This is a genomic window from Paraburkholderia sp. 32 (genome assembly GCF_050435345.1).
Taxonomy (GTDB): Bacteria; Pseudomonadota; Gammaproteobacteria; order Burkholderiales; family Burkholderiaceae; genus Paraburkholderia; species Paraburkholderia tuberum.
In genome coordinates this window covers 129,131-147,687 of the sequence record NZ_JBNDKD010000001.1, presented here as the reverse complement: position 1 = coordinate 147,687, position 18,557 = coordinate 129,131, and the positions used below count along the sequence as shown (strand labels likewise).

Below are 18,557 nucleotides of genomic sequence, written 5' to 3'. Positions count from 1 at the left end.
GCCGCCTTCATGCGGCGCTCGCGTAGACGGCATATTGGGCGCCGAGCGGAACATGGGTCAGATATTTTTCGAGTGGACGCAGTTTGGCCAGCATGTGAGGAAAGAAAATCCGGAAGCGCACGACAACGTCGGAAAAGCCCGCATCGAGGCACGCCCGCTTCATGTTGCGCGCGGTGATCAGTTTGGCGTTCACATCGAACTCGCAGGTGTTGACCGCCCTGACGGTCAGCGGGTTCAGCGGATTATGCTCGAAGATGACGACCGTGCCCCGCGGACCCACGACGCGTTTCAGTTCGCCCAACAAATGAACATGCTCGGCGTGATCGATATGATGGAACACGCACATCGCATAGGCGAGATTGAATTCGCCCTGCTCGAAAGGCAGCGTGTGACCATCGAAGTGGACGAAGCGCGAGGAATCGGGAAAGCGGCTGTGCGCGACTTCCAGTGAACGCTCCGATACATCCGCGCACGTGAGCTGTGCGTCCGGCAAATAGCGCTTCACCCATGGAATCGACGTGCCCACGCCCGATCCGAAATCGAGCATGCGCGCGGGCAGCGCATCGCGTCGCGTCATCTCCTCGGCGATGTCGCGGATCTTGTACTCGGCGAAAAACTCCGGACCTTCTCCCGATGCCGCGATGTTACGGGCGTGCAGCGAAAGATACTCGTCAGCAAAGCTGTCGAACTCGGCCTTGTCCATGCTATTCATCCTTTCCGTGAACATCCGTTCCAAAGGCAATTGGAAAGCGATCTGGCGTGACGGTTCATGCATTCTCCATTGTCTCCACGACCCAATCATACGGGACCACGCGAACAATCGCATGGCCTTGCGCGTATCGGCATGCTGATGCAGACCAGTGCCAGTAAAAAGTGGTTGTTCGTATTCCGATGTGGTAATTCCGTTGCGGCTCTAATTCGACGTTTTTTCCGATGCCTTAGTACATTTCGGACAAAGAGGTCCGTATGCTTGCCTGTGGTCGGCGATGCGTACTAATGTCCAACTAGGTTAAACGCCGGACTCTGTGCCTGACTCTGGGTCGAGCCAGCTTCAGAATGGGGAGTTGCCTATGACGACGATGAATCTCGTCGTACCGTGCTACAACGAAGAAGAGGTTATCACCGAGACAAGCAAGCGGCTGCTCGCACTTCTGGAGCGATTGATCGAAGCCGGCGAGGTGAGCAACGAAAGCCGCATCACTTTCATTGACGATGGTTCCCGCGACCGTACCTGGTCGATCATCGAAGTGCTGCACGCGCAGAATGCCCGCTGCGGCGGCATCAAACTCTCGCGCAATCGCGGTCATCAGAATGCGCTGCTCGCCGGTCTGATGACGGCTCAAGGCGATGTACTCGTGAGCCTCGACGCGGATCTTCAGGACGATATCGAAGCCATTCCACGCATGCTCGCGGAATATCAGTCGGGTGCGGAAATCGTCTTCGGCGTGCGTCACAAACGTACGACGGACACATTCTTCAAGCGCTTCACCGCTCGCAACTACTACAAGTTGCTCCGGACGTTCGGCGTCGATATCCTGCCGGGCCACGCGGATTTTCGCCTGATGAGCCGCAAGACAGTGGAAGCGTTGCGTCAGTTTCAGGAGGTCAATCTTTTCCTGCGCGGCATCATTCCGCTGCTCGGGTTCAAGACTGCGATCGTCGAATACGAGCGCGCCGCGCGCTTTGCGGGCGAGAGCAAATACCCGCTCAGCAAAATGATCGTCCTCGCGCTGGACGGCATCACGTCGTTCTCCGCCGTTCCCTTGCAATGGAGTACGCGCATCGGCGCATTGCTGGCGATCGGCTCGCTGTGCTTCGGCGCATGGGCCGCCTATGCGCGCATCTTCACCAACCTCACGGTGCCCGGCTGGGCTTCGACGGTAATCCCGATGTACTTTCTCGGCGGTATCCAGTTGCTCTTCCTCGGTGTGATCGGCGGCTACATCTCGAAGACGTACGCCGAAACCAAGCAGCGTCCCCGTTTCATCATTGAGCAAACGTTATGAATTCTCCCGTCGATCGTTCGGCGCCGGCGACCCCGGGCGCCGACGCGGTGTCCGCAGACGCGCTGTTTTCGCGCTCCGGCCGGCTCGCCGCCATTCTTCCGCGCGTGCTTTTCATCGTCACCGTGCTGTGTGGCGGAGCGTTGTTCTGGATCGCGCCGCGTCCGCCCTTGGTGGACTTGCCGCAACATGCGGGACAGGTGATGTTGCTGCGCGATCTGCTCGAGCATACGTCGCCGTGGCAAAACCTCGTGCAGCTCAATCTGCTGACGCCGTATCTCGTCGGCTACGGCCTCGCGCTGCCGCTCACGTATCTGATGCCGATCGGCGCCGCGCTCAATTGCGTGCTGATGTTCGCGTATTTCGCGTTCGTGGCGTCATGCGTGGGCTTTCGCAGGTATCTGGGCGGCGATCCACGGCTCGACTGGCTGTTCGTGCCGGGATTTTTCGGCTTCGCCTTCATGTGGGGCTTCTATACGTTTCTGGTCGCGACCCCGTTGGGCATTCTGTTCATGTGGCTCTCGCACGACTATGCGAAGGCGACTTCCGTCAGGAAGGGGGTATGGATGTTCGTTGCGGGCACGGCGCTGTTCTTCTGTCACGGGCTCGTGTTTCTGCTTGCGATGGCGGTAGGCGTCGGCTTCGTGCTGTTCAAACAGAAGACGTTCGTCCGCAAGATCCTCGCGCTCGCGCCGTTCGTGCCGCTCGGTGTGCTGTGCATCGCGTATATGGTGTGGAGCCGCGCGACCGATCCGCTGCTCGGGCAGACGGTGCCCGGCGTAGACGTATTCAAATGGGGCTTCGACTTGCAGCGGGTGCTCTCGCTGCCCGTCTACGTGTGGGGCATGAACAAAAGCGCGGCCGTGTATTTGCCGCTCGTCGCGCTGATGTTCGCCGCGCCGTGGCTGTGGCGCAACAGGATCAATCCCGATCGCTCGGTCCTCGTGCCGATGCTCGCCGTGGCGTTCGTGTGGTTCGTCGTGCCGGGCACGGCGCTGAAGACTGCGTACCTGTATCACCGTTTCGCGCTATTTCTGTTGCCCGCGTATGCGTTGATGTTCTGCGCGCCGCAAACGTCGGCGAACGGCGCTCGCCGTGCGTCGTCCGGTTCGAACCGGGGTGCGCTGGCCGGCGTCGCCGTACAAGCGTTGATCATCGCCGGATGCTGGATCTTCTTTGCTGACCAGACGGTGCGTCTGCATCGTTTCGCCGTCGAGAACGCGCCGCTGGACGAGCTGCTGTCGCGGACCGAACCGGATCAACGCGCGCTAAGTCTGATATTCGATCGCGCGAGTCCCGCGTACAGGAGCCCGGCCGCGTACGAGCACCAGTCGCTGTGGTATCAGGCGGAGAAACACGGTTTCGTCGATCCGAACTTCGCGACTTACGTGCCGCAGATCGCGCGCTTCAGGCCGGGCATGATGCCTATGGCCCCGCTGACGCTCGAACACGATCCGGCGGGTTTCGAATGGAATAAGGACAATGGCCGTCTGTACCGCTATTTCTTCGTTCGCAAGGAGGGGCCGTTGCCGAAAGATTTCTTCGCCAATAGCGAATGCGATGTCGCCCTGGTGACGCACGAGGGCGAATGGTCGCTCTACGAGCGGCGCAACTGTCGATAACGGCGCATCCGGCGTTGCGCCGTCATCCCTTCATGTCGAACGATCGGCGGCCAGGCATTCGCAACGCGCTTTGATGGGCCTGGCGCGTCGTTCATATCAGGCGAGTTTTGCCGCGATCGCCTCGCCGACTTCGCTCGTGCTTGCCTTGCCGCCGAGGTCGCCGGTGTGCGGACCCTCGATCAGCGTCGCCTCGATCGCCTTCAGGATCGCATCGTGCGCTTCGCGCTCCTTGCCGCTCGAATGACCGAGGAAGTCGAGCATCATCGCGGCCGACCAGATCATCGCGATCGGATTGGCGATGTGCTTGCCGGCGATATCGGGTGCCGAGCCGTGCACCGGCTCGAACAGCGACGGAAACTTGCGGTCCGGATTCAGGTTGCCCGACGGCGCGAGGCCGATCGTACCCGTGCACGCGGGGCCGAGATCGGACAGGATGTCGCCGAACAGATTGGTCGCCACGACTACGTCGAAACGGTCCGGGTTCAGGACGAAACGCGCGCACAGGATGTCGATGTGCTGCTTGTCCCACGTGACGTCCGGATACTGCGCGGCGATGCCGGCCGCGCATTTGTCCCACCACGGCATGCTGATCGCGATGCCGTTGCTCTTCGTTGCGACGGTGATTTTCTTGCGCGCGCGGCGCTGCGCGAGATCGAACGCGAACTTCAGCACGCGCTCGCTGCCATGCCGCGTAAACACCGACTCCTGCAGCACGAACTCGCGCTCGGTGCCTTCGAACATCACGCCGCCCACTGACGAATACTCGCCCTCGGTGTTCTCGCGCACGATCCAGAAGTCGATGTCGCCGGCCTTGCGTCCCGCGAGCGGCGAGGGGACGCCCGCAAAGAGCCGTGCGGGCCGCAGATTCACATACTGGTCGAACTCGCGGCGAAACTTCAGCAGCGACTCCCACAGCGAGATGTGATCGGGCACGGTGTCGGGCCAGCCGACCGCGCCGAACAGGATCGCATCGGCCGATTGCAGTTGCGCTTTCCAGTCGTCCGGCATCATCTTGCCGTGCTTCGCGTAGTAGTCGCAGCTTGCCCATTCGATGTGCCGATATTCGAGCTGGATGCCGAAGCGTTGCGTCGCGACTTCGAGTACGCGCAGCGCTTCGGGCATCACCTCGACGCCGATGCCGTCGCCGGGGATGACGGCAATCCGGTATTTGTTCGACATGCTGGGCTTCTCCTTTGAAGAATTGGGTTGGGGATGTGGTGGTGGTGGTTATTTTATTCGTGGTGCATTCGATCATGCCGTGCCAGGCGCGGCGTGCCTCTCCTGCAAGGCTTAACCAGGGGTTTTTTGGGATGGTACCTTGATGCACAATCGGGCCTCCTTTATTGACTGTGAGGCACGATGACTTCACTTTCCCTGGGTTCTTATCATGAGGTCCGTGAAAGGCGGCACGGACATTTCTTCTCGGTCAGCCTTTACAGATCGTTCAACCTTCACATCAGGTCTCGCTGGTTGTTTGACGTGGATCGGTGGTTCCATTTTGCATTGCCGGCGAGCACAGCCCGCGAAGCGCACGATGACATTGTGCAGGGCATGGAGGAAGCGCGCGCGGCGTGGCTGCAACATAGCCCATCCGTGCTGCTGTCGCACCAGCCATACGAGTTACGCGATATGCTCGGCCGGAGTGACAACCGCTTTCATATGTACAGGATGAAAGACGATGAGGTTGCTAAAGCCCTCTACAACGAAGTGAAGGACGGTAGCCTGATCTTCGTCCCTGAGCGGGACGAGATGCGCAAGTGCGTGCAGGCGATACGGGAGCAGCGGGAAAAGGCGTCCCGGACAGCGTCAGCGCGCGCGCAACAACCGGCCGACGCGGACATGCTAAGTTCGCTCTATGGCAACAGCCCCCGGGTGCCGCAGAATGCCGGTACGCCGTCGTATTCTCCCCGTGTTGGTTCGTTAGGCGAAGCTCAGCCGTTCGAGTACAGCGAGGACATTCCCACGGGCGGTGAAATGCAAACGGCATGGCTTCCCTCAGAAGGAGGGTCACCTAACCAATGGGTCGAAAACACATCGGGCAAGAAACAATGGCGCTTATATGACGGAGACGGTAACGCGGCCGTCGATATTGATTTCGGTCACGATCACGGGTTTGGCGTTCCACACTCCCATAATTGGGAAAATGGCGTTAGAGATAAGGGAAATGCATTTTCGCTGCTACCTTGGTAAAGGATTTTTTTGATGGACAAACTCAAGGAATTTGGTTACTTCCACGACTGGTATATCAACGCTCTCGTGGTTCGGGATAAGCATAAACTTATTGTCATGTTGGAGGATGAAGGGAAGCGAGCAACGGCAACTTTTAGCGGAACCAGTCGCTGCACCGTTGAACATTTCAGCGTGTCCAATAACATCGTCTTTGAGATGAAGATCCTCACGCCGGGGGACACGAATTACGATCTCGCCCGCGCCATGCTCTCTAAAAGCGAGCGGTTTTCGAAGACGCCGGGGTCTCAAGTAGCGCTAGTCCTCGCAACGGCCGGCGCGGAGCTAGCTGTGGAATTTGAGACGCTCGACATCGACGCTGAGTAGGCGATTCGACTCGTGAATCTCCGACTACGGGAATCGGCGCCTTTCGGGAAGCAGTGGCCGTGATGCTAAAAGACACTGTACCCAGTGTTAAGTTCGCTCTATGGCAACAGCCCGCGCGCGCCGCAGAACCTTGGCAATGCTCAGGCGTTCAACTATCAGCCAGATGCCGTGAGTGACGATGTCCAGGACATTGCGGCGCGCGGAGTGAGCGATTTTCACGAGACCGAATGCTTCGCGCAGTACGAACGGGACCTAGACCTGTGCAACGCACTGGCTGGCCCAATCGGCGGTACACGCGGCATCGTGCTATGCAAAACGCAGGCGTTCCAGAACTATCAACAGTGCAGAGGATATTGATGGCTACTCATCCGCCGTATTCCGTGGTTCTAACCTATACAGAGGACCGTCAACGGCTCACGGTGCAAACCGTTGACCCAACCAGGCTTGCCCCGTTGCTGGCCGGGAAAATCGAAATGCCGATCCTTCTCGATGAGTACGATTTCAAACTCGACGACGAATTTGCGCGGAGGCTCGGCGTCGCAATACTCAACGTGATTGCGCTCGGTCAGCCTGACATCAAGCAGTACATGTCAGTTACGCAAGAGCCGATCGACAAGCCTTCACAGACGTAGCCCGCCGCCCGCGCACTTATGCGCTGGGCGTGCAACGGGCATTCGGGAGTTATCAAACCTACTGTTGCGCGTCCGGCGCGCGCAGGGCCGCGAGCGCTTCAGGAAGTCGCGCGAGCGCTTCCGCTAGCGAACGTGCGCCGCCGAGTGGGAGAAAGCCGGCAAAGCTGTCGTCGTCGTCCACCAGCAGCCCGTCGAACTGCCCAGTGCTGTCGCGATAGACGATCACGTCTGCCCGCTGCCAGCCCGTCCTTGCGAGTACCGCCGCCACGACTGCTCCGGCCGCGGTGGTGTCGCTGCGGCAACCGGGCGCGCGTGCAAGGACAACGCTTTCCGGTTGTATAACCAATGTCGAGGATACTGAACTATGGTCCCGTCAAAATCATTCGTCGTCTCGTATAACGAAGAGCTGCAACAGTTTGAAATGTATTCACTCAAGGATTCCGACTTGGCCGCTCTACGCGAAAACGCCGTTGTCGCGCCTTGGCGTCTTTCAGCGATTCCGGGCGGCAAATTAGGTGAAAACATCGCGAAGCGTCTCGGCGCTATGGCGCTTGGCGTTCTCTCGATATATCACCCTGAAGTGCAGCAACGTTTGCGCGTGGAGCCGGATCAGTTTCCGTTTCCGTAGGCCGTACCGCGTCAGCGAAGTCGGATCCACCAGTCAAGGGTCCGTATGATGATCGGGTCGCCAGCAGCAGAGTCGATGGTTGCCTGTTTCCCCTGGTACCCCTGTTGCATTACTGTTACTGCCTCTATTGAGGCGGTTTTTATGAGCGCTATTACAAAAGCCCCGCGTGCCACAGAATCTCAGCAATGCGCAGCCGTTCGACTATCAGCGCGGCATGCCGGATGACGACGGTATGCGGTTTGTTTGGGCGACGGCCCAAAATTTACTGCATAGCGCTTCAAGCAGGGCAAGCGATGGTAAATTTCCGCTCGCGTTACGGGCAGTGAGCAAGTTGTCCGTAGCGCTCGCCTATGCAATTGTTTTCGAGGAGATGACATGGCGGCAAATACGCCGGGTGCAAACGACGCAATGAGGATGAGCGCGGAAGGTTACGCTGCACTCAGGTTCAATGAGGGCGTGGTCATGCGCTATTACAACGATGCGCCCATCAACGGAAACTGTACGTGGGGAGTCGGAACACTGGCGCACCTCGGACCCTGTACACACGCGGAGTTGCAGCGCGCGGTCTTACCTGAGCAGGTGAACGCTGTCTTAACGGCGCGCGTTCACGACGCCGAGCGGCTCGTTAGGGCCACGGTCACCGGGCACGCACTGACACAAGCGCAGTTCGACGCGGCAGTCTCTTTCGCATACAACTCGACGAATCGGAATACACGAGAAGCGCTGGACCCTGCAAATCGGGGGGATATGGAAGGAGTCGCGCAGCACATGTCGCTCAATATCATGGTGACCCCACGCGATCGGCGGGGGCGCCCGATTGGCTCGCCCCGCAGAAGCCGGGGACTGGCGAATCGGCGGGTACGGGAATCGGCGCCTTTCAGGAAGCAGCGACCGTGATGCTCAAACCACTGTGCCCGGCGCTGATCATTTACCTGATTGCGACCACCTGCTCTGCCACCGGGATCACGGCCACCCCGTCATCATTCAACGGAAAATGGACCGTCACCGATGTGGTCGGATACAGCGATGTCTCGGGCGGAATACCTGAGGCAAAACGACTGCTCGGCAAGGTGCTGAGCATATCGACTGGGCAGATCGAATTCGCAGGCGACCGCTGTCGTCCGCACGGCGGTTTCAACGTCCGCACCGTCGAGACCGCGCCGAAGCTCAAAGACTATTACGGCATCAACCTCGAAGATACGGGCTTGCCCCCGAAGGCCCTACTGCTGGACAGCGACAATTGCGCGGCCGTATTCCGCATGGATGCGCATCGCGTCGTATTCGGTTGGAACGGCGTGATCGTGCGGGCAGTGAAACCGTAACCCTCTCTACCGCCCCGCATTCAACTTGCGCCACAGCGTCGTCTTGCTGATGCCCAACGCGGCGCAAGCCGCATCGCGATCACCGTCGTGAACCGCGAGCACCGCGCGGATTTCATCGGCCTCGACATGACGGCTGCGCTCGCGCAGCGTCAGCGCCGCCGGCTTCGCGCGCGCGATGGGCTCGACGACTTCCGGCGCGATCGCGCGCAGCATGTCGCGCGTGACGAGCGCCGCACTCGCATCCGTGTCCGCATCGCCATCGGCGAGTTCGACCGCGATCCGCTCGATCACGTTCTGCAACTCGCGCACATTGCCCGGCCACGCATAGCGCCGCAACGCCGCGCCCAAACCCTCCAGCATGCGAGCGGCGGTCGGCGCGTCGGGCACGCGCGCCGCCAGCCTCGGCTCGCGCGCGGCCGCCTGGCGCAACAGTTCGGCGGCGAGCGGCAGCAGGTCGTTCGGCCGCTCGCGCAGCGGCGGTAGCGCGATGCTGAGGATGTTGAGCCGGTAGTACAGATCGGTACGGAAACTGCCCTCTGTGACGGCGTCGGTCAGCGCGCGATGCGTCGCCGCGACGATGCGGATATCGACGCGCATCGGCTCCGTCGATCCGAGCCGCACCACCTCGCGCTCCTGCAACACGCGCAACAGGCGGCTCTGCAACGGCAACGGCATCTCGCCGATCTCGTCGAGAAACAGCGTGCCGCGATGCGCGACCTCGATCAGCCCCGCCTTGCCGCCCTTGCGCGCGCCGGTGAACGCGCCTTCCTCGTAGCCGAACAGCTCGCTTTCGAGCAGCGCCTCCGGAAACGCGCCGCAATTGATCGCGACGAACGCGAAGTCGCGTCGCGCGCTCAGTTGATGCATGCTCTGCGCGACCATTTCCTTGCCGGTGCCGCTTTCGCCGAGAATCAGCACGGTCGCGTCCGACCTCGCATAACGCACGACGAGCGCGCGCACCCGTTCGATCGATTCCGACGCGCCGACGATATCGTCGAGCCGATAGCGCGCGGTGAACTGCTGCACGCGTTGACGCGCGCGCAGCGTCCGATCGAGCCGTTCGACCGCGCGCGATTCCTGAAACGTCAGCACGGTGCCCGGCGCCGCGCCGCTGCTTGCGAGCGGCCCGCGATGCACGACATAGCTGGCGCCGCGCACCGTGCAGAAGCTGTCGCCCTCCGCGTCCGGCAGACTGCCCGCGAGGTCGGGTGCGAGTTCGAGCAGCGCGCGGCCGACGGCCTTTGCCGCATCGATACCGAGCACACTCGCGAGCCGCTGGTTCATCAGTTCGACGCGGCCTTGCGCATCGAGCGCGACCACGCCGTCGCGCAGGTGCTGCAGCAGCGTGTCGAGCCGCTGACGTCGCACGGTTTCGCGGCGCGTCGCCTGCGCGACTTCGAGCGCGGTGTCGAAGCCGGCCCGCACCGACGCGCGCGAGTACAGAAACACCGCGCCCATGCCGGCGTTCGCGGCGAGGTCGGTGACCATGCCTGGGCCGACCACGACGTCGATGCCACGATCGCTGAGATCGAGCACGACGCTCTCCGCGTCCTGCGCCGACTGGTACGACGCGAACGTGACATCGAGCGCGTACGCGGCGGCGAACCGCCGCACTTCGTCGGGCGTGTCGCCGTGCGTGACGAGCGCGACGCGCGCGCCTTCCCGACGCGCGCGGGCGAGCGCATGCATGACGTCGTAGCCGGTCGGACTGATCCGCACGACCGGCACCGACACGCGCGTCTTCAGATACGCGCCGTTCGAGCCGCCCGCGAGCACGACGTCGGGCCGCGCGGCGCCCGCGGCCTCGATTTCGCGCACCGCGTCTTCGAAGGCGTGCGACACGATGCGAACATCCGCGCGTTCCACGTATTCGCCGGCGATGTCGAAGAACAGATCGCGCAGGCGGCTAATGCTGAGCGCCCAGACGCGCGGACGCTGCGGCGGTTCATAAAGAGGCGTGCTCAAGGCGGACGGCTCGCAACGGGATGGTTCGGGACCTCCATTATGCGAGCATTCATTGCCGATTTGAAATCCGGAGTTTCATTAATGAAATCGAGCGTCGGACGGGGTCGCGTCATTGCTTCGCCGGACTGCCGCCAAATCAGGCACTTAGCTGGCCGTGAGCGGGGTGGCCCGTTCCTTGCGTACAAGGCAGCCCAGTCGAAGCAATGGCCAAATTCCAACCCTTTCTGGAGACAATCGATGAGCGAAGCAGACAACAGCACGCCGAACGCAGGCGCTTTCAAACCGAAAAAATCCGTCGCGCTGTCGGGCGTCACCGCGGGCAACACCGCGCTGTGCACGGTCGGCAAGACCGGCAACGATCTGCACTATCGCGGCTATGACATTCTCGACATCGCCGAGGCGTGCGAATTCGAGGAGATCGCGTATCTGCTGGTCCACGGCAAGCTACCGACCCAGGCCGAACTGACCGCGTACAAGACGAAGCTGAAGTCGATGCGCGGCCTGCCCGCCAACGTAAAAGCCGCACTCGAATGGATTCCGGCCGCCGCGCATCCGATGGACGTGATGCGCACCGGCGTGTCGGTGCTCGGCACCGTACTGCCCGAGAAAGACGATCACAATCTGCCCGGCGCGCGCGATATCGCCGACAAACTGATGGCCTCGCTCGGCTCGATGCTGCTGTACTGGTATCACTACTCGCACAACGGCAAGCGCATCGAGGTCGAAACCGACGACGATTCGATCGGCGGTCATTTCCTGCATCTGCTGCATGGCGTCGAGCCGTCGAAGGCGTGGGTCGATGCGATGCACGTGTCGCTGAACCTGTACGCGGAGCACGAGTTCAACGCGTCGACGTTTACCGGCCGCGTGATCGCGGGCACGGGCTCGGACATGTACTCGGCGGTCACCGGCGCGATCGGCGCGCTGCGCGGCCCGAAACACGGCGGCGCCAATGAAGCCGCGTTCGAAATCCAGTCGCGCTACCAGACGCCTGACGAGGCCGAAGCCGACATCCGCCGCCGCGTCGAGAACAAGGAAGTCGTGATCGGCTTTGGCCATCCGGTCTACACGATCTCGGACCCGCGCAACAAGATCATCAAGGAAGTCGCGAAGAAGCTGTCGAAGGAAGCGGGCAACACGAAGCTGTTCTCGATCGCCGAACGGCTCGAATCGGTGATGTGGGACGCGAAGAAGATGTTCCCGAACCTCGACTGGTTCAGCGCGGTGTCGTACCACATGATGGGCGTGCCGACCGCGATGTTCACGCCGCTGTTCGTGATCTCGCGTACGGCAGGATGGAGCGCGCACATCATCGAGCAGCGCGTCGACAACAAGATCATCCGCCCGAGCGCGAATTACACCGGTCCGGACGATCTGCCGTTCGTGCCGCTGGCGAAGCGCGTTTGACGCGAGCAGCGAGCTAAACTGCCTGCACTGTCCAACCGGCCGCGCGCGAGAAGCGCCGCCGGACGCCGCCGGCATCCTGTCTGGCGGCCGATAACCGTCCTGTCCCTACGCCATGAATACTGCCAACCGCAAACGCCTTCCGGGCACCAAGCTCGACTTCTTCGATACGCGTGCCGCGGTCGACAAGATCGAGCCCGGCGCCTACGACAAACTGCCGTATACGTCGCGCGTGCTCGCCGAAAACCTGGTGCGCCGCTGCGACCCGATGACACTGACCGCTTCGCTGAAACAGATCATCGAACGCAAGCGCGAGCTCGATTTTCCGTGGTTCCCGGCGCGCGTCGTGTGCCACGACATTCTCGGCCAGACCGCGCTCGTCGATCTGGCGGGTCTGCGCGATGCGATCGCCGCGCAAGGCGGCGATCCGGCGCTCGTGAATCCGGTGGTGCCGACGCAACTGGTCGTCGATCACTCGCTGGCCGTTGAGTGCGGCGGTTTCGATCCGGATGCGTTCGCGAAGAATCGCGCGATCGAAGATCGCCGCAACGAAGACCGCTTCGATTTCATCAACTGGACCAAGCGCGCGTTCCGCAACGTCGACGTGATTCCGCCGGGCAACGGCATCCTGCATCAGATCAACCTCGAACGCATGAGCCCGGTCGTGCAGGTGAAGGACGGTGTCGCGTTTCCCGACACGCTGGTCGGCACCGACTCGCATACGCCGATGGTCGATGCGCTCGGCGTGATCGCGATCGGCGTCGGCGGCCTCGAAGCGGAGAGCGTGATGCTCGGCCGCGCGTCGTACATGCGGCTGCCCGATATCGTCGGCGTGGAGCTGAGCGGCAAGCCGGGCGAGGGCATTACCGCGACCGACGTGGTTCTGTCGTTGACCGAGTTCTTGCGCAAAGAGAAGGTGGTCGGCGCGTACCTCGAGTTTTACGGCGAGGGCGCGGCGAATTTGACCTTGGGCGATCGCGCGACGATCGCGAACATGGCGCCCGAGTTCGGCGCGACTGCCGCGATGTTCTACATCGACGAGCAGACGATCCGCTATCTGAAGCTGACCGGCCGCGACGACGAACTCGTCAAACTCGTGGAAACCTATGCGAAGCAAACCGGCTTGTGGGCCGATACGCTGAAGCACGCCGACTACGAGCGCGTGCTCGAGTTCGATCTGTCGAGCGTGGTGCGCACGCTCGCGGGGCCGTCGAATCCGCATCGCCGCTTGCCGGTGTCGGAGCTGGCCGCGCGCGGCGTCAGCGGCAAGGTCGAGAACGAGCCCGGTCTGATGCCGGACGGCGCGGTGATCATCGCCGCGATCACGAGCTGTACCAACACGAACAATCCGCGCAACATGATCGCGGCGGGCCTGGTCGCACGCAACGCGAACCGGCGTGGACTCGTGCGCAAGCCGTGGGTCAAGAGCTCGCTCGCGCCGGGCTCGAAGGCGGTCACGCTGTATCTGGAAGAGGCAGGGCTCTTGCCTGAACTCGAACAGCTCGGCTTCGGCGTGGTCGCGTATGCGTGCACGTCGTGCAACGGCATGTCCGGCGCGTTGGACCCAGTGATTCAGAAGGAAGTGATCGAGCGCGATCTGTATGCGACCGCCGTGCTGTCGGGCAACCGCAACTTCGACGGCCGGATCCACCCCTACGCGAAGCAGGCATTTCTCGCGTCGCCGCCGCTGGTCGTCGCCTATGCGATCGCGGGCACGATCCGCTTCGACATCGAGAAGGACGTGCTCGGCGTCGATGCGGACGGTCATGCGGTCACGCTGAAAGATCTGTGGCCGTCGGATGCGGAGATCGATGCGATCGTCGCCGCGAGCGTGAAACCCGAGCAATTCCGCAAAGTGTATGAACCGATGTTCGCGGTCTCCCCCGACACCGGCGCGAAGGCCGACCCGCTGTACGACTGGCGCGAAGAAAGCACCTATATTCGCCGTCCGCCGTACTGGGAAGGCGCGCTCGCCGGCGAGCGCACGCTGAAGGGCATGCGAGCGTTGGCCGTGCTCGGCGACAACATCACGACGGACCACCTGTCGCCGTCGAACGCGATTCTGCCCGACAGCGCGGCCGGCGAATACCTGACGAAAATGGGCCTGCCCGAAGAGGACTTCAATTCGTACGCGACGCACCGCGGCGATCACTTGACCGCGCAGCGCGCGACCTTCGCGAACCCGACGCTGAAGAACGAGATGGTGCTGGAGAATGGCCAGGTGAAGGCCGGTTCGCTCGCGCGCATCGAGCCCGAGGGCAAGGTCACGCGCATGTGGGAAGCGATCGAAACGTATATGGAGCGCAAGCAGCCGCTGATCGTGATCGCGGGCGCCGACTATGGCCAGGGGTCGTCGCGCGACTGGGCCGCGAAGGGCGTGCGGCTGGCCGGCACCGAAGCGATCGTCGCGGAAGGCTTCGAGCGGATTCACCGCACGAACCTCGTCGGCATGGGCGTGCTCCCGCTCGAATTCAAGCCCGGCGTGAATCGCCTGACGCTCGGCATCGACGGCACGGAGACGTTCGATGTGATCGGCGAGCGCAAGCCGCGCGCCGATCTGACGCTGGTGATTCATCGCCGCAACGGCGAGCGCGTCGAAGTGCCGGTGACGTGCCGGCTCGATACGGCCGAAGAGGGGTCGATCTACGAAGCCGGTGGCGTGCTGCAGCGTTTCGCGCAGGACTTTCTCGAGTCGACCAGAGCGGCGGCTTGACGGGTAGACGCGCGTTTTGCAGTGAACGTCGCAACAGACCAGGGCGATGCGGCTTGACGAGCCGCATCGCCCTTCATCAAAGAACATGTCACCTCAGGACACCTTCATGGCCCACCTTCCCCAGATCAAGATTCCGGCCACCTATATGCGCGGCGGCACCAGCAAGGGCGTGTTTTTCCGTCTGCAGGATCTGCCCGAGGCCGCGCAGCGACCGGGCGCCGCGCGCGACGCGCTGCTGATGCGCGTGATCGGCAGTCCCGATCCGTACGGCAAGCAGATCGACGGCATGGGCGGCGCGACTTCGAGCACCAGCAAGACCGTGATCGTTTCGCGCAGCAGCCGGCCCGATCACGACATCGACTATCTGTTCGGGCAGGTGTCGATCGACAAGGCGTTCGTCGACTGGAGCGGCAATTGCGGCAACCTGTCGGCCGCGGTGGGGCCGTTCGCGATCAGCGCGGGCCTCGTCGAGGCGGGCCGCGTGCCGCGTGACGGCGTCGCGATCGTGCGCATCTGGCAGGCCAATATCGGCAAGACGATCATCGCGCACGTGCCGATGAGCGATGGCGCGGTGCAGGAAACCGGCGACTTCGAGCTCGACGGCGTGACCTTCCCGGCCGCCGAAGTGCCGCTCGAATTCATGGACCCGGCCGCCGACGAAGAAGGCGCGGGCGGCGCGATGTTCCCGACCGGCAACCTCGTCGACGACCTGGAAGTGCCGGGCGTCGGCACGTTGAAGGCGACGATGATCAACGCGGGCATCCCGACGATCTTCGTCGACGCCGAGGCGATCGGCTACAAGGGCACCGAGTTGCAGGACGCGATCAACAGCGACGCGAAGGCGCTCGCGATGTTCGAGACGATTCGCGCGCATGGCGCGCTGCGCATGGGGCTGATCAAACATCTCGACGAGATCGCGACGCGGCAGCACACGCCGAAGGTCGCATTCGTCGCGAAGCCGGTCGATTACGTGGCGTCGAGCGGCAAGCCGGTGCGCGCGGGCGACGTCGACCTGTTGGTGCGCGCGATGTCGATGGGCAAGCTGCATCACGCGATGATGGGCACGGCGGCGGTCGCGATCGGCACCGCGGCGGCGATCGCGGGCACGCTCGTCAATCAGGCGGCGGGCGGCGGCGAGCGTGAGTCGGTGCGCTTCGGGCATCCGTCGGGCACGTTGCGCGTCGGCGCGCAGGCGAGTCTGCAGGACGGCGAGTGGGTCGTCACGAAGGCGATCATGAGCCGCAGCGCGCGCGTGTTGATGGAGGGGTGGGTCAGGGTGCCGCAGCAGGGCTGAGGCGGCGCCGATGTCGGCCAACGTCAGCGGCACGGAAGGCTACGTAGAGAGCAGGCCGTCGCGCTCGCGGCGATGGGGGCATACGGTGCTCGCGGTCGAACCGGACGACGCATTGCGCAACGCGGCCGATGCAAACCTTCGCGTCGTCTACAATGGCCGCTTCGGCCGCGCTCCCATAACCACTCCCCAGCGGCCGACTCAGTCCCGACGCAGAGGAGCCACGATGCAGAACAGGCTGGACGCCGACGCAACGAAGTCCGGCGACGCGGCGCACGACATCGCGCGCGCGAGACGCGCTGTGCTCGTGATCGCGATTGCGCAATTGCTCGGTACGTCGTTGTGGTTCAGCGCGAACGGCGCGATGCGCGATCTGCAGATCGCCTGGCATCTGAGCGCGTCCGGTATCGGCTGGCTGACGAATGCGGTGCAGGCTGGCTTTATCGTCGGGACCTTGCTGTCGGCGACCACCGGACTCGCGGATCGCGTGTCGGCGAGCAAGGTGTTCGCCGTCTGCGGCGTGCTCGGCGCGACCTTGAATGCGCTGTTCGCGCTGTGCAGCAGCGGGCTCGCGTCGGCGCTCGTGTTTCGCTTCGGCGTGGGCGTCGCGCTTGCCGGCATCTATCCGCTCGGCATGAAGCTGCTCGTTACGTGGGACCCGCGGCGCGCCGCGCAGACGCTCGCGTTGCTCGTTGCGATGCTGACGCTCGGCACGGCGTCGGTGCATGCGATTCGTGCGTTGCTGTCGAGCGTGCCGTGGCAAACCGTGGTGCTCACTTCGTCGGGACTCGCGGTGATCGGCGCGCTGCTGGTGTTGGTGCTCGGCGAAGGGCCGCACGCGCGGCGCTCGGGCAGCCGACGCTTCGGTTTGTCGGCGGGCGTCGGGCAGGTCGTGCGCATCAGCGAGTTTCGCTCGGCCGCGCTCGGCTATTTCGGTCACATGTGGGAGTTGTACGCGTTCTGGACGCTGACGCCGCTGCTCGTGCAGCGCGCGTTCGCGAGCGGGGCGCCGGCGGCGCCGGGCACCGTCGCGTTGTGGTCGTTCCTGATCATCGCGATCGGTGCGCTCGGCTGCCTGTTCGGCGGCAGACTCAGCCAGGTGGTCGGCAGCGCGCGTACCGCCGCTCTCGCGCTGACGATCTCGGGCACGCTGTGCGCGATTTATCCGCTGACCACGGGGCTCGGCACCGCCGCGCAGCTCGGGTTACTACTCGTGTGGGGCATCAGCGTGATCGCGGATTCGCCGCAGTTTTCGGCGCTGTCCGTGAAGGCCTGTCCCGCCGACAAGATCGGCGGCGCGCTGACGCTGCAGAACAGCTTCGGCTTTTTCCTGTCCGCCTGCTCGATCCTGTGGTCGACCAGCGTATTTCACGCGCTCGACGTGCGCGTCGCATGGCTGCTGCTGCCTGGGCCGATCATCGGTCTGATCGCGATGACGCCACTGTTGCGCAAGCAGCCACGCTGGTGATGCTCGCGCTGCGTTACTTGCCGCCGCGCTTTTCCTGCCAGCGCCGCATGAACGCGATCTCGTCATGCTGCGCCGTGATGATGTTGCGCGCGAGCCGCTTGATCTCCGGGTCCTTGCCGTATTTCAACTCCGCCTGCGCCATCTCGATCGCGCCCTGGTGATGCGGGATCATGTGCGCGACGAAATCCCGGTCGGCGTCGCCGGTGTACTCGGGGGCGCTCATCTCATGCATCATGCGCTCGTCGGCGGCCTTGAAGGCTTGCGTCGATGCGCCCGCGTCGGTATGCGCCGAATCCGGCATGTCCATGCCGGGCATGCCCTGATGTTGCGCGTGAGCGGGCAGAGCTGCCGCCGCGAATGCCAAACCGCCGAACACACAGAGAGCGCGCAACGCGCGAAGGTTTTTCATATTGGTTTTCCGTTGTTGAAGAGTGTGGCGACGTGATCCGCGCGATTCTAACGGTCACGTCGGACATCGTGGAGCTTCCTGCCGTGGTAAGGTCAAGCGGAGGCAAAGCAACGCACGCCTATAATGAAACGCGACTGGATGACCAAGCCAGCATCATTGGCAGCATCACTCACTCAACGAGGCTGACAGCATGTACATCGCGATGAACCGCTTCAAGGTGGCGCCCGGCTCCGAGGACGCCTTCGAACATCTGTGGACCACGCGCGACACCCATCTGAAAGAGGTGCCGGGCTTCGTCGAATTTCATTTGCTGAAGGGACCGCGCAAGGACGATCACGTCCTCTATTCGAGCCATACGATCTGGCGCGACCATGGATCGTTCGAGACATGGACGAAGTCCGACGCGTTTCGTGCCGCGCATCGCAGTGCCGGTAACGAAAGCCGCGTGCTGTATCTCGGCCACCCGGAATTCGAAGGCTTCGAAGTCATCCAGACCGTCAAATAACGCGGTGCTCGCGCGGCGCCTGCATGCCGGTTCGCATTCGCG

Annotated in this window: 20 protein-coding genes; 15 read left to right on the top strand and 5 right to left on the bottom strand. The window is 62.9% G+C overall.

The features are described 5' to 3' along the window. Positions 1–7: 7 nt before the first annotated feature. Positions 8–703, bottom strand: coding sequence for a class I SAM-dependent methyltransferase (locus OKW26_RS00675; protein ID WP_184060444.1), 696 nt, complete (start codon positions 701–703; stop codon positions 8–10). A gap of 367 nt (positions 704–1,070) precedes the next feature. Between OKW26_RS00675 and OKW26_RS00670 the strand changes: the two genes are divergently transcribed. Next, positions 1,071–2,006 carry a glycosyltransferase family 2 protein gene (locus OKW26_RS00670; protein WP_184060446.1) on the top strand — a complete coding sequence of 312 codons (936 nt, stop codon included), beginning with the start codon at positions 1,071–1,073 and terminating at the stop codon, positions 2,004–2,006. Next, entirely contained in the window at positions 2,003–3,625 is a 1,623-nt protein-coding gene (locus OKW26_RS00665; protein ID WP_429352340.1) for a hypothetical protein, read from the top strand. The genes OKW26_RS00670 and OKW26_RS00665 overlap by 4 nt, the downstream gene beginning before the upstream one ends. Before the next feature lie 96 nt (positions 3,626–3,721). Here the strand turns inward: OKW26_RS00665 and OKW26_RS00660 are convergent, their stop codons facing one another. After that, positions 3,722–4,804 carry a tartrate dehydrogenase gene (locus OKW26_RS00660; RefSeq protein ID WP_187631190.1) on the bottom strand — a complete coding sequence of 361 codons (1,083 nt, stop codon included), beginning with the start codon at positions 4,802–4,804 and terminating at the stop codon, positions 3,722–3,724. Between the two features lie 180 nt (positions 4,805–4,984). On the opposite strand from OKW26_RS00660, the gene OKW26_RS00655 reads away from it, so the two are divergent. The 4 genes from OKW26_RS00655 to OKW26_RS00640 all read left to right on the top strand — a co-directional run bounded on the left by OKW26_RS00655 (position 4,985) and on the right by OKW26_RS00640 (position 6,810). Next, the gene (locus OKW26_RS00655; RefSeq protein ID WP_429352339.1) at positions 4,985–5,815 is read left to right on the top strand and encodes a hypothetical protein; all 831 of its coding nucleotides are present in this window, start codon (positions 4,985–4,987) and stop codon (positions 5,813–5,815) included. Positions 5,816–5,827: 12 nt separating this feature from the next. Beyond that, on the top strand, positions 5,828–6,178 hold the full coding sequence (locus tag OKW26_RS00650; RefSeq protein WP_221307645.1) for a hypothetical protein: 351 nt from the start codon (positions 5,828–5,830) through the stop codon (positions 6,176–6,178). An 84-nt stretch (positions 6,179–6,262) separates the two neighbouring features. Next, the gene (locus OKW26_RS00645) at positions 6,263–6,535 is read left to right on the top strand and encodes a hypothetical protein (RefSeq protein WP_429352338.1); all 273 of its coding nucleotides are present in this window, start codon (positions 6,263–6,265) and stop codon (positions 6,533–6,535) included. After that, entirely contained in the window at positions 6,535–6,810 is a 276-nt protein-coding gene (locus OKW26_RS00640) for a hypothetical protein (protein ID WP_090809227.1), read from the top strand. The genes OKW26_RS00645 and OKW26_RS00640 overlap by 1 nt, the downstream gene beginning before the upstream one ends. Before the next feature lie 58 nt (positions 6,811–6,868). Here the strand turns inward: OKW26_RS00640 and OKW26_RS00635 are convergent, their stop codons facing one another. Next, complete coding sequence (locus tag OKW26_RS00635; RefSeq protein WP_187620044.1) at positions 6,869–7,078, bottom strand: hypothetical protein; 210 nt, start codon at positions 7,076–7,078, stop codon at positions 6,869–6,871. A gap of 96 nt (positions 7,079–7,174) precedes the next feature. Here OKW26_RS00635 and OKW26_RS00630 point away from each other — a divergent pair, with 96 nt between their 5' ends. The 4 genes from OKW26_RS00630 to OKW26_RS00615 all read left to right on the top strand — a co-directional run bounded on the left by OKW26_RS00630 (position 7,175) and on the right by OKW26_RS00615 (position 8,760). After that, positions 7,175–7,438: a hypothetical protein gene (locus tag OKW26_RS00630; protein ID WP_090809231.1), complete on the top strand. Its 264-nt coding sequence runs from the start codon at positions 7,175–7,177 to the stop codon at positions 7,436–7,438. 166 nt (positions 7,439–7,604) lie between these two features. Further along, a complete protein-coding gene (locus OKW26_RS00625) occupies positions 7,605–7,850 on the top strand; it encodes a hypothetical protein (RefSeq protein WP_429349236.1) in 246 nt (81 codons plus the stop codon). Continuing rightward, positions 7,814–8,335 carry a lysozyme gene (locus tag OKW26_RS00620; RefSeq protein WP_429352337.1) on the top strand — a complete coding sequence of 174 codons (522 nt, stop codon included), beginning with the start codon at positions 7,814–7,816 and terminating at the stop codon, positions 8,333–8,335. The genes OKW26_RS00625 and OKW26_RS00620 overlap by 37 nt, the downstream gene beginning before the upstream one ends. Beyond that, the gene (locus OKW26_RS00615; RefSeq protein ID WP_429352336.1) at positions 8,335–8,760 is read left to right on the top strand and encodes a hypothetical protein; all 426 of its coding nucleotides are present in this window, start codon (positions 8,335–8,337) and stop codon (positions 8,758–8,760) included. Before OKW26_RS00620 ends, OKW26_RS00615 begins: the two co-directional genes overlap by 1 nt. Positions 8,761–8,766: 6 nt before the next feature. On the opposite strand, the gene prpR is transcribed toward OKW26_RS00615, so the two are convergent. Beyond that, complete coding sequence (gene prpR / locus OKW26_RS00610) at positions 8,767–10,725, bottom strand: propionate catabolism operon regulatory protein PrpR (protein WP_429352335.1); 1,959 nt, start codon at positions 10,723–10,725, stop codon at positions 8,767–8,769. A 237-nt stretch (positions 10,726–10,962) separates the two neighbouring features. Between prpR and prpC the strand changes: the two genes are divergently transcribed. The 4 genes from prpC (at position 10,963) to OKW26_RS00590 (ending at position 17,601) form a co-directional block, all read left to right on the top strand. Continuing rightward, positions 10,963–12,132: a bifunctional 2-methylcitrate synthase/citrate synthase gene (gene prpC, locus OKW26_RS00605; RefSeq protein WP_090809234.1), complete on the top strand. Its 1,170-nt coding sequence runs from the start codon at positions 10,963–10,965 to the stop codon at positions 12,130–12,132. 112 nt (positions 12,133–12,244) lie between these two features. Continuing rightward, positions 12,245–14,842 (top strand): Fe/S-dependent 2-methylisocitrate dehydratase AcnD, encoded by a 2,598-nt coding sequence (gene acnD, locus OKW26_RS00600; RefSeq protein ID WP_429352334.1) that lies wholly within the window; start codon positions 12,245–12,247, stop codon positions 14,840–14,842. Between the two features lie 106 nt (positions 14,843–14,948). Continuing rightward, the gene (gene prpF / locus OKW26_RS00595) at positions 14,949–16,136 is read left to right on the top strand and encodes a 2-methylaconitate cis-trans isomerase PrpF (protein WP_429352333.1); all 1,188 of its coding nucleotides are present in this window, start codon (positions 14,949–14,951) and stop codon (positions 16,134–16,136) included. A gap of 223 nt (positions 16,137–16,359) precedes the next feature. Continuing rightward, complete coding sequence (locus OKW26_RS00590; protein WP_429352332.1) at positions 16,360–17,601, top strand: MFS transporter; 1,242 nt, start codon at positions 16,360–16,362, stop codon at positions 17,599–17,601. 13 nt (positions 17,602–17,614) lie between these two features. Here the strand turns inward: OKW26_RS00590 and copM are convergent, their stop codons facing one another. After that, positions 17,615–18,010: a CopM family metallochaperone gene (gene copM, locus OKW26_RS00585; RefSeq protein ID WP_429352331.1), complete on the bottom strand. Its 396-nt coding sequence runs from the start codon at positions 18,008–18,010 to the stop codon at positions 17,615–17,617. A gap of 190 nt (positions 18,011–18,200) precedes the next feature. Here copM and OKW26_RS00580 point away from each other — a divergent pair, with 190 nt between their 5' ends. Next, positions 18,201–18,515: an antibiotic biosynthesis monooxygenase family protein gene (locus OKW26_RS00580; protein WP_429352330.1), complete on the top strand. Its 315-nt coding sequence runs from the start codon at positions 18,201–18,203 to the stop codon at positions 18,513–18,515. Positions 18,516–18,557: the final 42 nt, after the last annotated feature.

What these genes read in the sequence shown, in the direction of transcription:
- OKW26_RS00675 (WP_184060444.1), bottom strand. Translation starts at nt 703, where the DNA reads ATGGACAAGGCCGAGTTCGACAGCTTTGCTGACGAGTATCTTTCGCTG.
- OKW26_RS00670 (WP_184060446.1), top strand. Translation starts at nt 1,071, where the DNA reads ATGACGACGATGAATCTCGTCGTACCGTGCTACAACGAAGAAGAGGTT.
- OKW26_RS00665 (WP_429352340.1), top strand. Translation starts at nt 2,003, where the DNA reads ATGAATTCTCCCGTCGATCGTTCGGCGCCGGCGACCCCGGGCGCCGAC.
- OKW26_RS00660 (WP_187631190.1), bottom strand. Translation starts at nt 4,804, where the DNA reads ATGTCGAACAAATACCGGATTGCCGTCATCCCCGGCGACGGCATCGGC.
- OKW26_RS00655 (WP_429352339.1), top strand. Translation starts at nt 4,985, where the DNA reads ATGACTTCACTTTCCCTGGGTTCTTATCATGAGGTCCGTGAAAGGCGG.
- OKW26_RS00650 (WP_221307645.1), top strand. Translation starts at nt 5,828, where the DNA reads ATGGACAAACTCAAGGAATTTGGTTACTTCCACGACTGGTATATCAAC.
- OKW26_RS00640 (WP_090809227.1), top strand. Translation starts at nt 6,535, where the DNA reads ATGGCTACTCATCCGCCGTATTCCGTGGTTCTAACCTATACAGAGGAC.
- OKW26_RS00630 (WP_090809231.1), top strand. Translation starts at nt 7,175, where the DNA reads ATGGTCCCGTCAAAATCATTCGTCGTCTCGTATAACGAAGAGCTGCAA.
- OKW26_RS00620 (WP_429352337.1), top strand. Translation starts at nt 7,814, where the DNA reads ATGGCGGCAAATACGCCGGGTGCAAACGACGCAATGAGGATGAGCGCG.
- OKW26_RS00615 (WP_429352336.1), top strand. Translation starts at nt 8,335, where the DNA reads ATGCTCAAACCACTGTGCCCGGCGCTGATCATTTACCTGATTGCGACC.
- prpC (WP_090809234.1), top strand. Translation starts at nt 10,963, where the DNA reads ATGAGCGAAGCAGACAACAGCACGCCGAACGCAGGCGCTTTCAAACCG.
- acnD (WP_429352334.1), top strand. Translation starts at nt 12,245, where the DNA reads ATGAATACTGCCAACCGCAAACGCCTTCCGGGCACCAAGCTCGACTTC.
- prpF (WP_429352333.1), top strand. Translation starts at nt 14,949, where the DNA reads ATGGCCCACCTTCCCCAGATCAAGATTCCGGCCACCTATATGCGCGGC.
- OKW26_RS00590 (WP_429352332.1), top strand. Translation starts at nt 16,360, where the DNA reads ATGCAGAACAGGCTGGACGCCGACGCAACGAAGTCCGGCGACGCGGCG.
- copM (WP_429352331.1), bottom strand. Translation starts at nt 18,010, where the DNA reads ATGAAAAACCTTCGCGCGTTGCGCGCTCTCTGTGTGTTCGGCGGTTTG.
- OKW26_RS00580 (WP_429352330.1), top strand. Translation starts at nt 18,201, where the DNA reads ATGTACATCGCGATGAACCGCTTCAAGGTGGCGCCCGGCTCCGAGGAC.